General features: G+C 73.2%; 10 protein-coding genes. 5 read left to right on the forward strand and 5 right to left on the reverse strand.

The genetic code is table 11. From position 1 onward, the window contains the following. Positions 1–2,307 (reverse strand): DEAD/DEAH box helicase, encoded by a 2,307-nt coding sequence (locus J2X46_RS18580; protein ID WP_310253196.1) that lies wholly within the window; start codon positions 2,305–2,307, stop codon positions 1–3. A gap of 157 nt (positions 2,308–2,464) precedes the next feature. On the opposite strand from J2X46_RS18580, the gene J2X46_RS18585 reads away from it, so the two are divergent. Both J2X46_RS18585 and J2X46_RS18590 read left to right on the forward strand, forming a co-directional pair. Continuing rightward, on the forward strand, positions 2,465–2,800 hold the full coding sequence (locus tag J2X46_RS18585; protein ID WP_310253197.1) for an anti-sigma factor antagonist: 336 nt from the start codon (positions 2,465–2,467) through the stop codon (positions 2,798–2,800). A gap of 155 nt (positions 2,801–2,955) precedes the next feature. Next, a complete protein-coding gene (locus J2X46_RS18590; protein ID WP_310253198.1) occupies positions 2,956–5,283 on the forward strand; it encodes a sodium-translocating pyrophosphatase in 2,328 nt (775 codons plus the stop codon). 140 nt (positions 5,284–5,423) lie between these two features. On the opposite strand, the gene J2X46_RS18595 is transcribed toward J2X46_RS18590, so the two are convergent. From J2X46_RS18595 to J2X46_RS18605, 3 genes are all read right to left on the reverse strand, one after another. Further along, positions 5,424–6,317 (reverse strand): hypothetical protein, encoded by an 894-nt coding sequence (locus J2X46_RS18595; protein ID WP_310253199.1) that lies wholly within the window; start codon positions 6,315–6,317, stop codon positions 5,424–5,426. A 75-nt stretch (positions 6,318–6,392) separates the two neighbouring features. Beyond that, positions 6,393–7,724, reverse strand: a complete 1,332-nt coding sequence (locus J2X46_RS18600) for a HAMP domain-containing sensor histidine kinase (protein WP_310253201.1) — start codon at positions 7,722–7,724, stop codon at positions 6,393–6,395. Continuing rightward, a complete protein-coding gene (locus J2X46_RS18605) occupies positions 7,721–8,404 on the reverse strand; it encodes a response regulator transcription factor (RefSeq protein ID WP_310253203.1) in 684 nt (227 codons plus the stop codon). Before J2X46_RS18605 ends, J2X46_RS18600 begins: the two co-directional genes overlap by 4 nt. Before the next feature lie 152 nt (positions 8,405–8,556). Here J2X46_RS18605 and J2X46_RS18610 point away from each other — a divergent pair, with 152 nt between their 5' ends. From J2X46_RS18610 to J2X46_RS18620, 3 genes are read left to right on the forward strand one after another with little or no spacing between them, the layout of a single operon-like run. After that, a complete protein-coding gene (locus tag J2X46_RS18610; RefSeq protein ID WP_310253205.1) occupies positions 8,557–9,039 on the forward strand; it encodes a hypothetical protein in 483 nt (160 codons plus the stop codon). Continuing rightward, entirely contained in the window at positions 9,036–9,377 is a 342-nt protein-coding gene (locus tag J2X46_RS18615) for a hypothetical protein (RefSeq protein ID WP_310253207.1), read from the forward strand. Before J2X46_RS18610 ends, J2X46_RS18615 begins: the two co-directional genes overlap by 4 nt. A gap of 33 nt (positions 9,378–9,410) precedes the next feature. After that, a complete protein-coding gene (locus J2X46_RS18620; RefSeq protein ID WP_310253209.1) occupies positions 9,411–10,880 on the forward strand; it encodes a class I SAM-dependent methyltransferase in 1,470 nt (489 codons plus the stop codon). Here J2X46_RS18620 and J2X46_RS18625 read toward each other — a convergent pair. Next, positions 10,873–11,673 (reverse strand): hypothetical protein, encoded by an 801-nt coding sequence (locus J2X46_RS18625; protein ID WP_310253211.1) that lies wholly within the window; start codon positions 11,671–11,673, stop codon positions 10,873–10,875. The genes J2X46_RS18620 and J2X46_RS18625 overlap by 8 nt on opposite strands. Positions 11,674–11,925: the final 252 nt, after the last annotated feature.

Raw genomic sequence — 11,925 nt, forward strand, 5'->3', positions numbered from 1 at the left:
TCACGCCGGGGGCGGTGCCCCCGTGAGGAGGGCGTCGAGCAGCAGGATCGCGCCGGCCTTGTCGAGGGGGTTGTTCTGGTTGCCGCACTTCGGCGACTGGATGCACGACGGGCAGCCGCTCACGCACTCGCAGCCGGCGATCGCCTCGCGGGTGGCCGTCAGCCACTCGACGGCGGTGTGGAAGCCCCGCTCGGAGAAGCCGGCGCCGCCCGGGTGGCCGTCGTACACGAACACGGTGAGCACGCCGGTGTCGGCGTGCCGGGCGGTCGAGACGCCGCCGATGTCCCAGCGGTCGCAGGTCGCGAAGAGAGGAAGGAGCCCGATCGAGCAGTGCTCGGCGGCGTGGGCCGCGCCCGGCACGTCGAGCGTGGCCAGCCCGGCCTCGGCGACCACGTCGTCCGGCACCGTCCACCACACCGCCGTCGTCCGCAGCGTGCGTTCGGGGAGGTCGAGCGGCTCCTCGGAGAGCACCTCCCCGCCCGGCTGGCGCCGCTTCAGGAAGGAGACCACCTGGTGCGAGACGTCGACCTCGCCCAGCGACAGCTCGCAGCCACCCCACGACCGGCGTTCGCGGGTGGCGACGATGCCGATGTCGGTGACCTCCCGGGCCGTGGTGCTGTACGACGGTTCGTCGCGGCGCATGGTGGCCACGGAGTGCTCGAGGTCGAGGTCCTCGACCAGCCAGGTCTCGCCCTGGTGCACGTAGACCGCGCCGGCGTGCGCCTGGTTGTGGGCGCCGCTGGCGTCGACCGTCCCGACGACCCGCCCGGTGTCGGCCTCGATCAGCTGGACGGGCGAGCCGCCGGCGGACCGGATGTCGGCGAGGTCGGCCGCGCGGCTCCGGTCGGTCCAGAACCACCCGCGCGGGCGCCGCCGCAGCAGGCCCAGGTCGACGAGCTGGTCGACCACCTCGCGCGCGGTCGGGCCGAAGAGCGGCAGGTCGGCCTCCGTCAGCGGCGACTCCTGGGCCGCGGCCGCGAGGTGGGGACCCATCACGTGCGGGTTCGACGGGTCGAAGACCGACGCCTCGACGGGCGCACCGATGAGCATCTCGGGGTGGGTGACGAGGTAGGTGTCGAGCGGGTCGTCCTTCGCGACGAGGATCCCGAGCGCGTCCTCTGCGCCGCGGCCGGCCCTGCCGACCTGCTGCCAGAAGGCGGCCCGCGTGCCCGGGAAGCCGGCGATCAGCACCGCGTCGAGGCCACTGATGTCGATGCCGAGCTCGAGGGCGTTGGTGGCGGCCAGGCCCATCAGGTCACCGCGACGCAGCGCGGCCTCGAGCGCGCGGCGCTCCTCGGGGAGGTAGCCGCCGCGGTAGGCCGCCACCTTGTCGGGCAGCGACCGGTCCACCTCGGCGAGCAGCTCGGAGGCGGTCAGGGCGACCTGCTCGGCGCCGCGCCGCGACCGGATGAAGGCCAGGGTGCGCACGTCCTCGGCCACCAGGTCGGCCAGCAGGTCGGCCACCTCCGAGGAGGCGGCCCGACGCACCGGCGCGCCGTTCTCCCCGGCATGCGAGGTGAACGGCGGCTCCCAGAGCAGCAGCGAGACCTGCCCGCGCGGCGAGTCGTCCCGGGTGAGCGCCACGACGTCCAGGCCGGTCAGCCGGGAGGCGGTCACCTCGGGCTCGGCCACGGTCGCCGACGCGAGCACGAACGTCGGGTTGGCGCCGTACATCGCACACACCCGACGCAGCCGCCGCAGCACGTGGGACACGTGCGCGCCGAAGACCCCGCGGTAGTGGTGGCACTCGTCGACGACGACGTACTGCAGCGAGCCGAGCAGCCGCGACCAGCGGTGGTGAGAGGGCAGCAGCGAGCGGTGGAGCATGTCGGGGTTGGTGAGGACGTACTCCCCGAAGTCGCGGGTCCAGTCGCGTTCCTCCCGCGAGCTGTCGCCGTCGTGCGCCGAGAGCCGTACGTCGAGCCCGAGCGCGGACAGCCCGGCGAGCTGGTCGTGCGCGAGCGCCTTGGTCGGCGCGAGGTAGAGCACTGAGGCGCCCCGCTCGCCCCGCGGCCCGCGTGCGGCGCGGATCGCGGACAGGGCCGGCACCTGGTAGGCCACCGACTTCCCCGAGGCCGTGCCGGTCGCCACGATCACGTGGTCGCCGGCGTGTGCGGCATCGGCGGCGACGACCTGGTGGCGCCAGGGCCGGGCCACGCCCTGGGCGGCGAAGGCGGCCCGCACGTCGCCCGGCACCCACTCCGGCCAGTCCTCGTGGACGGCCGCGCGGGCGGGCAGCACCTCGAGGTGCCGGAGCCTGTCCTCCCGGCCGGGGACGCCGGCCAGCCGGTCGATCAGCGCACTCACGTCCCGAGTCTGGCAAACGGGACCGACGCAGAGATGTTGGGGAGTCCTGCGCAACGGGAGGGACTCGTGGTTTGATACCACCCGGAATGAACTAGGGACACAACCTGTGTCCTGCTGGCGTACTGTCCGAACTGATTTCGGGAACCGGGGAGCAGTCGTGGATCTCACCCTTGCCACACGCGAGGTGGATGGTCGCGCCGTCGTGTCGGTGGGCGGCGAGATCGACGTCTACACCGCGCCCAAGCTCCGTGACTGCATCACCGAGCTCGTCGGCGCCGGCACCTACGACATCATCATCGACCTCGAGGCCGTCGAGTTCCTCGACTCCACCGGCCTCGGCGTGCTGGTCGGTGGTCTCAAGAAGGTCCGCGCCCACGACGGGTCGCTCGACCTGGTCTGCACGCAGGAGCGCCTGCTCAAGATCTTCCGCATCACGGGCCTCGCCAAGGTGTTCGTCATCCACGACTCCGTCGGCCTCGCGCCCGGCGCCTGAGCGCCCTCGCTCCTCACCCCTCCGGACGTGTCCGGAGGGGCTTTTCGTCTCCCGGGACGGACACCCCGTGTGGCGTGGGTCACCCTTCTCCGTGATCCGGATCACGTCTGCGTAGACTCCGGCGCGTTCTGACTCATTCACAGGAGGACGCGCTAATGACGGGGATCTTGCCCGCTGTCGTGAAGCCGGAGCTCGCAGGTGGGAACCTGGTCCTGGTCGTCGTCGTTGCCCTGATCGCGCTCGGCGCGCTCGGGATGGCCGCGATGTTCCGGTCCCAGGTCATGGCCGCCGGCGAGGGCACCGACAACATGAGGACCATCGCCCAGGCCGTGCAGGAAGGCGCCAACGCCTACCTGACCCGGCAGTTCCGCACTCTCGGGATCTTCGCCGCGGTGGCGTTCGTGGTCCTGTTCGCACTTCCCGCCGACGACGTCACCGTCCGCATCGGCCGCTCGATCTTCTTCCTCGTCGGTGCCGGGTTCTCCGCCACCATCGGCTACCTCGGCATGAGCCTGGCCGTCCGCGCCAACCTGCGCGTGGCCGCGGCCGCCGAGACCGAGGGCCGCGACCCGGCCATGACCATCGGCTTCCGCACCGGCGCCTTCGTCGGCATGGCCACGGTCGGCCTGGGCCTCCTCGGCGCCAGCCTCGTGGTGCTGCTGTTCAAGGACGAGGCCCCGCACGTGCTCGAGGGCTTCGGCTTCGGTGCCGCCCTGCTCGCCATGTTCATGCGTGTCGGCGGCGGCATCTTCACCAAGGCGGCCGACGTCGGTGCCGACCTGGTGGGCAAGGTCGAGAACAACATCCCCGAGGACGACCCGCGCAACGCCGCGACGATCGCAGACAACGTCGGTGACAACGTCGGTGACTGCGCCGGCATGGCTGCCGACCTCTTCGAGTCGTACGCCGTCACGCTGGTCGCCGCGCTCATCCTCGGCGCCGCCGCGTTCGGCGACAAGGGCCTGGTCTTCCCGCTGCTGATCCCCGCGATCGGTGCGCTGACCGCCGTGCTCGGTGTCTTCATCACCAAGCCGAAGTCCGGCGAGAACGGCCTCACCACGATCAACCGGGCGTTCTACATCTCCGCAGCCGTCGGCGCGGTCGCCTCGGTGATCCTGTCCTACGTCTACCTGCCCGGGTCGTTCTCCGAGTTCGAGAACTTCACCGGCGGCGACATCGCCCAGGCGACCGGCGACCCGCGACTCATCGCGAGCCTCGCCGTCGTCATCGGCATCGTGATGGCCGCGGGCATCCTCGCCCTCACCGGCTACTACACCGGCACCGAGTTCCGCCCGGTCAAGGACGTCGGCAAGACCTCGCTCACCGGTCCGGCCACCGTCATCCTCTCCGGCCTGAGCGTCGGCTTCGAGTCGGCGGTCTACACGACCCTGGTCATCGGCGCTGCCGTGTTCGGGGCCTTCCTGCTCGGCGGCGCGACCGTCACGGTCTCGCTCTTCGCCGTCGCTCTCGCCGGCTGCGGCCTCCTGACCACCGTCGGCGTGATCGTCGCGATGGACACCTTCGGCCCGGTCTCCGACAACGCCCAGGGCATCGCCGAGATGTCGGGCGACGTCAGCGAGAACGGCGCGCAGATCCTCACCGAGCTCGACGCCGTCGGCAACACCACGAAGGCCATCACCAAGGGCATCGCGATCGCGACGGCCGTGCTGGCCGCGACCGCGCTCTTCGGCTCCTACTCCACCTCGGTGGCTGAGGCCGTGGGTGACGCCGGCGTGCTGAGCGACGACGACGTCTCCGCGCTGAACTTCCTCGTCTACAACCCGGGCGTCCTCGTCGGCGTGCTGCTGGGTGCGGCCGTGGTGTTCCTCTTCTCCGGCCTGGCCATCAACGCCGTGGCCCGCGCCGCCGGCGCGGTCGTGTTCGAGGTGCGTCGCCAGTTCCGCGAGATCCCCGGGATCATGGAGGGCACCGGTCGTCCCGAGTACGGCAAGGTCGTCGACATCGTGACCCGCGACTCGCTCCGCGAGCTGGTCACGCCCGGCATCCTGGCGGTGATGGCCCCGATCGCCGTCGGCTTCGGCCTCGGCGTCGCCGCCCTGGCGGGCTTCCTCGCCGGTGCGATCGGCACCGGCACCCTGATGGCCGTCTTCCTGGCCAACGCCGGTGGCGCCTGGGACAACGCCAAGAAGCTGGTCGAGGACGGCCACCACGGCGGCAAGGGCTCCGAGGCCCACGCCGCGACGGTCATCGGCGACACGGTCGGCGACCCGTTCAAGGACACCGCCGGTCCGGCCATCAACCCGCTCATCAAGGTGATGAACCTGGTCTCGCTGCTCATCGCGAGCGCCGTGGTCTCGATGAGCGTCGGCGACGACCAGAACGACGGCCTCCGCATCGTCATCGCCCTCGTCGCGGTCGCGATCATCACCGTCGCGGTGGTCATCTCCAAGCGCCGTGAGGTGGCGATCGCCGACGACGGCGACAACGCCGGCTCGTCGTCCTTCGCACCGCACACCGCCTGACGAGTCGGCGCTACTGCGCGCCGTACACCCGCCGAGTCGGCGCATCTGCACACACATCGCGTGCAGATGCGCCGGCTCGGTGCATTTCAGGCGTGCAGATGCGCCGACTCGGTGCGTTTCTGCTGTGCAGATGCGCCTGCTCAGTGCTCGCCGAAGTGCGGGCGGGTGAGCTCCTCGGTGAGCCCGCCCAGCGCCGTGTGGTCGTCGGCGTCGCCGGCGTGCGGCCCCTGGAGCCACTGCGCGAACGACCAGATCTCCGAGAGCCGCCACTCCAGGTCGAACAGCCGCACCATCTGCGGGTCGTGGTCGACGTCGCGCCTCTCGTGCACCAGGGTCGCGAGGTCGCGCTCGCGCGGGGCCAGCTTCAGCGACTCCCAGTCGATGAGGAAGGTCCGTCCGTGGGCCAGCCACTGGTTGCGCACGTGCGGCTCGCCGTGCGTGACGACGTACGACGCCGGGTCGGCGAGCGCGAGCAGCCGCGCGTGCTCCCGCGCCCACCCGCCGACCTGGGCGAGGCGCGTCACGACCAGTTCGCGGGCAGCCGGGCCGAGGGGCTCGGGCCAGTCCTCGACGAGGAGGTCACGCAGGTGGTCTGCCAGTCCCGGGTCGATCTCGGTCGACCACACCGGTGCGGCTGAGGGCGGGGCCGCCGCGTGGAGGGAGGCGAGGAGGTCGGGGAGCTCGGCGACCGACTCGGCGGGCCGCTCGCCCTCGAGCCACCGCGTCACGCTGGCCGTGCGCGGGCCGCACGGCACGGTGAAGCTGCCGCCGACGGCGGGGAGCGACGGCCACACGAAGTCGAGGTCGAGCGCGGCCGCGGCGGCGTACGCACCCTCGAGGCTCTCGGCGGTGTGCCGGGGCAGGTCGGGGTCGAGGGTGGCGAAGAGCGTCGGCTCCCCGGCCATGTCGACCCGCCAGTGGTGGGCGCCCCACCCCACTGCCAGGTGCTCGACCGCGTCGGCCCGGGGCTCCCAGTGGTGCCGCACGACCTCGAGGACATCGGCGTCGGTCACGTCGGGTGGCGGCTCGAGCACGCGACCATCCTCACACCCCGGGATGTCTGAGGACGTGGTGGACGTGAGTGGACCCGATTCCCGTTCACCACGTCCTCAGATATCCGCGTGCGGCAGGGTGATCGTGAACGCCGCGCCGCCCTCGGGCGACGAGCCGGCCGTGATCGTGCCGCCCATCCGGCGTACGAGCCCGGCGCCGATCGCGAGGCCGAGGCCGTGGCCGCCGGTGGCACGGCGACCGCGGTAGCGCTCGTGCAGCACCCCGGGCTCGAAGGCGACGGCGAGGTCATCCGGGGCCAGGCCGGGCCCGGAGTCGCGCACCTCGACCACGCCGCCGTCCCGCGTGGCCAGCACGATCGTGCCGCCGCGGGGCGTCACCCGCAGCGCGTTGTCCAGCAGCCCTTCGAGCACCTGCCGCAACCGCGCCGGGTCGGCTCGTACGACGACGGCCGCGGCGTCGGCGACCAGCGAGACCCCGGCCGTGCGGGCTCGTGCCGCCCAGGCCTCCGCGGTCGTGGTGACCAGGTTGCCCGCGTCCATGTCGGAGAGGGTGATAGCGAAGTCGTCGGCCTGCAGGCGGGCGAGCGCGAGGAGGTCGGCGACGTAGCCTTCGAGGCGCTCGGCCTCGCCGACCAGCGTCGCGCCGACCGCGCGGGCGTCCTCGGGCGGCACGGTGCCGTCGGCGAGGCCCTCGGCATAGCCGCGGACCGCCGTCAGCGGCGTACGCAGCTCGTGGGAGACCGAGAGGAGGAAGCGGCGCTGCCGCTCCTCACTGGTGCGCAGCGCGCCGTCGAGCTGGCCCAGCGCCGCGGCGACGTCGGCGACCTCCGGCGGGCCGGACGTCGGCAGCTCGACGCCGCGCTCGCCAGCCGCCAGCCGCCGCGCGGCGCTCGCCGCCTGGGTCAGCGGCGATCCCAGCCGACGCGCCAGCCACGCGGCGAGGCCGAGGGCCACCAGCGACCCGAGGGCGAGTGCCAGCACCACCCGGCGGCGTACGGCACCGAGCGCGGCGTCCGCGCTGGACACGTCGGCGGCGAGCACGACCGCACCGCCGCTGGGTGAGGGACGCCCCTCGATGAGCACGGGTACGCCGTCGAGGTCGCCGCTCGTGGACACCGGCTGTCCGGCCCGGAGCTCGGCGAGCTCGTCCGCGGTGAGCGCGGTCGCGGCGCCCGACGCGCGGGCGTCGGTGACGACGCCGATGGTCAGCCCGGAGACAGCGGTGACGCGGTCGAGCCGGTCGGAGGTGAGCGCGAGCCGCGGCAGCCGCGCCAGCAGGTCGGCCTGGCGGGCGAGCGGGGTGCGGACGGCGTCCTCGCGGGCCCCGGCGAGCAGCGGGGCGACCAGCAGCCCGGCGAGGAGCGCCGAGACCGCGGCTACTGCGGCCATGGCGAGCGCGAGCCGGGCGGTCAGGCCGGTGCGGTTCACGACCGGCTCCGGGCGCGGTAGCCGACGCCGCGCACGGTCTCGACCGGGCAGTGCTCGCCGAGCTTGGCCCGCAGCTGGGCGACGTAGACGTCGACCGTGCGGCTGGTGCCGTAGTCGGCGTGGCCCCATGCACGCGACAGCAGCTCGGCGCGGTCGAAGACCTTGCCGGGCGAGCCCATCAGCACCTCGAGCAGGTTGAACTCGGTGGCGGTGAGGTGGCACGTCGCGCCGTCGACGGTCAGCGTCCGCGAGCCGGGATCGAGGGTGACCGCGCCGTCGCGCACCGGCCGCGGGCCGGTGGGTGCGCTGCTGCGGCGCACGACCGTCTTCACCCGCGCCACCAGCTCGCGGGGCGAGAACGGCTTGGTCACGTAGTCGTCGGCACCGAGCTCGAGCCCGAGCACCCGCTCCACCTCGTCGTCGCGCGCCGTCACGAAGAGCACGGGTGTCCAGTCGCTGGCGTCGCGCATCGCCCGGCACACGTCGGTGCCCTCACCGTCGGGCAGGCCCACGTCGAGCAGCACGACCGCGGGACGGAGCCGGCGTACGGCCCCGAGCGCGCCGGCGACGTCGGTCTCCAGGTGCACGCCGAAGCCCGCGGCGGTGAGGTAGCGGCGGACGAGGTCGCTGATCGCCGGCTCGTCCTCGACGACGAGCACGAGTCCGCGCGTCTGGTCCACGACACGAACGCTAGTGGCCGCGGCCCACCCGGACAGGCGGTTGGCCGACGCCCTTACGCAACCCGAACACAGTCCTGACACAGCCGCCACCCACGCGCACCACCGTCGTGGACAGGCGCCGGCACCGGGTCGGCCCCGAGAAGGAGATCGACATGCCCCTCATCCAGACCGCCGGGCTCTTCACCGCCGGGCTGCTCACGACCACCTCGCTGTTCGCCGGCGCCACCCCGGGATCCACCTCCGGTCCCGACGACGGCCCGCGCATCCCGTGCGGGGCGGTGTGGTCGAAGCTCCCTGCCGACCTGCGCGCCGACCTGACCGCTGCCCGGCAGCTCCCCGAGGGCGAGCGGATCGACGCGCTGCAGGCGATCCGCGAGGACGCGCTCGACGGCGACTACGGCGACCGCGTGCAGCAGTTCGCCGAGCGCCGCGAGCAGCGGGTCCGCGCGGTGCGCCGGCTCCTGCCGGCCGACCTCAAGGTCGACCTGCGCGACGCGCGCGACCTGAGCGGCGACGAGCAGGTGGCGGCCTACCGCGCGATCCGCGACGGCGCCCTCGCCGGGGAGTACGGCGACCGGGTCCAGCAGGTCGCGGAGACCGTGCAGCAGCGGCGCGAGGCCTGCGAGGCGTCGTGATCCGGCGCCTGGCGGTCCGGGTCGGCCTGAACTGCGCCGTGGCCGGCGCTGCGCTCGTGGCGAGCTCACTCCTCGCCACGCCGGCGCTGGTGCAGGCCCCAGCCGTCAGTGCCGCACCGGGCACCGCCGACACCCGGGCCGAGCGGGAGGCGGCCCGGGTGTCGGCGCTGCTGGAGGACCACGACTGCTGGTCCGACGCGGCACCGGTCGGCTCACCCGAGCCGCATCACGCGGTGGTGACCCGGCCGGACCAGCGGCCACGCCTCGTCGACGCCTCGGTGGGCTACGCGATCTGGCTGGAGGGACGGCCCGGCACGCTCCACGGCTTCTGCCCCTGACCGGCGGTGTCGCGGGTCTGCGAGGCTGGTGCCATGCCCTCGGACACCGACGTCGCCGGCGCGCTCCGCCAGGCCCTGCTCGCCGCCGACTTCACCTACGACCGCGTGGCCGAGGCGATCGGCGAGGACGCGCACCGCGCGCTCGGACGCAACGAGACCCGCCCCGCCCTGCGTCGTACGACGTCGGGCGGGCCGCTCGACACGCTGGTGCGGCTCTTCCTGCTGCAGACCACGGTGTCCCGCGACGACGCTGACCGCGCCCTCCCCGGCCTGGTCGACCGGCTGTGCAACGCCGGCCTGCTCGAGCAGAGCGTGAGTGAGGTAGCGGCCCGGACGGACTGCCGGCCCTATGCCACCGAGGACCGTGACCTCTGGATCGTCTCCGACCTCACGCCCGGCCTCGACGGGTCTCCGGTCGCGGTGGGCCCCGACCACGTCCTCGGCATCTCCAGCGCCTCGACCAGCCTGGCCCAGCTCACCATGCGGGAGCCCGTCGGCAGTGCCCTCGACCTCGGGACCGGCTGCGGCGTGCAGGCGCTGCACCTCGCCGGCCACGCCGGCCGGGTCGTCGCCACCGACGTCAACGCCCGCGCGCTCTGGATGACCCGGCTCAACGCCGCCGTCAACGAGGTCGAGGTCGACGTGCGCAACGGCTCCTTCTTCGAGCCCGTGGCGGGCGAGCGCTTCGACCTCATCTCGACCAACCCGCCCTTCGTGATCTCCCCGGCGACCGGCGAGCGGCTCGTCTACCGCGACTCCGGGCTGCCCGGCGACCGCGTCGTCGAGCACATCGTCCGCACCGGCCCCGACCACCTCACCGACGGCGGCTGGCTCCAGGTGCTGGCCAACTGGGCGATCCTCGACGGCCAGCCCTGGGACGAGCGGCTCGGCTCGTGGCTGCGGGCGGACTGCGATGCGCTCGTCGTGCAGCGCGAGACGCTCGACCCGGCGTCCTACGTCGAGCTGTGGCTCAAGGACAGCGGCCACCACGGCGGCCCGGACTACGCCACCCGCTACGACACCTGGCTCTCGTGGTTCGAGGAGACCAGTATCGAGGCGGTCGGCTTCGGCTGGATCAACGTCCGTCTCGGAGGGGCCGGTGTCCACGACCTCCTCGAGTGGCCGTACGACGTCGAGCAGCCGATCGGCCCTGCCATCCACGCCTGGGGCGACGCGGTCACCGACCTGCGCGGGCTGTCCGACGACGACCTGCTGGTCACGAGGCTGCGTGCCCGCGAGGACGTGCAGCAGGAGACCGTGGGGCGGCCCGGTGCCGAGGACCCCGAGGCCATCGTGCTGCGCCAGCAGCGTGGCTTCCGTCGCGCCCGCACCGCCGACACCATCGAGGCAGCGTTCGTGGGTGCCTGTGACGGCGACCTGACCGTCGGTCAGCTCCTCGGCGCCGTCGCGCAGCTCACCGAGCGTGAGGCCGACACCCTCCGGACGACCTACCTCCCGGTCGTGCGCGAGCTCGTTGGCGAGGGCTTCCTCGAGGTCAGCTGACCGCATCCAGCCGACCCTGCTCCGCCAGCGCCTCGTCACGCATCAGGACCAGGTCTTCGACGAGCGTGGTCGAGAGCAGCTCCGGGCGTCCGGTCGCGTAGAGGTCGGGGCTGGGTGCCCACCACGGTCGGGGAGAGGTCCAGCCCAGCCGGCGGACGTGCCCGGAGACAGCGCCGCTGTTCGACCCGAGCGAGGAGACGCCGAGGTGGGAGGCGATGCTGACCTGGGTGACCGGGCCTGCCGGGCCGATGGCGGCGTTGGCCTTGCCGACCACCCAGACGATCCCGGCGGCGATCCGGTCGGGTGCGGTGCGCTCCGGCAGCCACGGCGCCTTCTCGCGCAGCAGGAGCAGGCACCGCCGCAGCGGTGCCTCGAGGTCGGGGGAGAGCAGCTCCTCGCAGACGTCACCGAGCAGCTCGTCGACGACGAGCCAGGGCTCGTCGGCGACCGGATCGAGCACCTCGCGCAGCAGCGGACGAGTGGGATCGGGCGCCAGCGCGAGCAGCGCGTCGCGCCCGCCGACGATCCCGCCGAGCCACGCCAGCACCTGCTCGTGCCGTGGTGGCGGGGGAGGACTGTGCACCACCCGGGGCCGCCGCTCGGCGTCGAGCTCACGGGCCAGGGCCTCGTAGCGCGAGTCGTGGTGGCTCTCGGTCCACGCGTCGACCAGCCGGCCGTCGAGGAAGACGAGGTGGCTGACCCGACCCTCACCGGTGAGCAGGGAGGGCGGGGAGGGTGAGCCGAAGAGGGAGAGCTCGTCACGGGTCGGCGTGCGCCAGGGGTCGTCGTACATCACCACGGTCCTTTCGGGGTCGTCGGGATCACCCTCGGCGCACCGTCCGACACGGGAGCCGCGCCGCCGGGCGGGCCTGTGGACAGGTGGCGACGTGGCCCGGTTGTGGACGGAACGTGGCCCGGTCCAGACCGGAGGGTTCACGGATGTGGACGTAGTCCACCGGTGAGCCGATTCGGCTCCCGGGGTGGTGAACTCCCGATGTGGCGCTACCGTTGCGGCGCCGAGCAACATCTCGGCAGCGTCAAGAGG

Origin of the sequence: Nocardioides sp. BE266 (assembly GCF_031457855.1) — a bacterium.
In the GTDB taxonomy this organism is placed as follows: Bacteria; Actinomycetota; Actinomycetes; order Propionibacteriales; family Nocardioidaceae; genus Nocardioides.

Excerpts from the sequence above, each read along its gene's own strand:
- J2X46_RS18590 (WP_310253198.1), top strand. The coding sequence starts at position 2,956 with ATGACGGGGATCTTGCCCGCTGTCGTGAAGCCGGAGCTCGCAGGTGGG.
- J2X46_RS18625 (WP_310253211.1), bottom strand. The coding sequence starts at position 11,673 with ATGTACGACGACCCCTGGCGCACGCCGACCCGTGACGAGCTCTCCCTC.
- J2X46_RS18610 (WP_310253205.1), top strand. The coding sequence starts at position 8,557 with ATGCCCCTCATCCAGACCGCCGGGCTCTTCACCGCCGGGCTGCTCACG.
- J2X46_RS18620 (WP_310253209.1), top strand. The coding sequence starts at position 9,411 with ATGCCCTCGGACACCGACGTCGCCGGCGCGCTCCGCCAGGCCCTGCTC.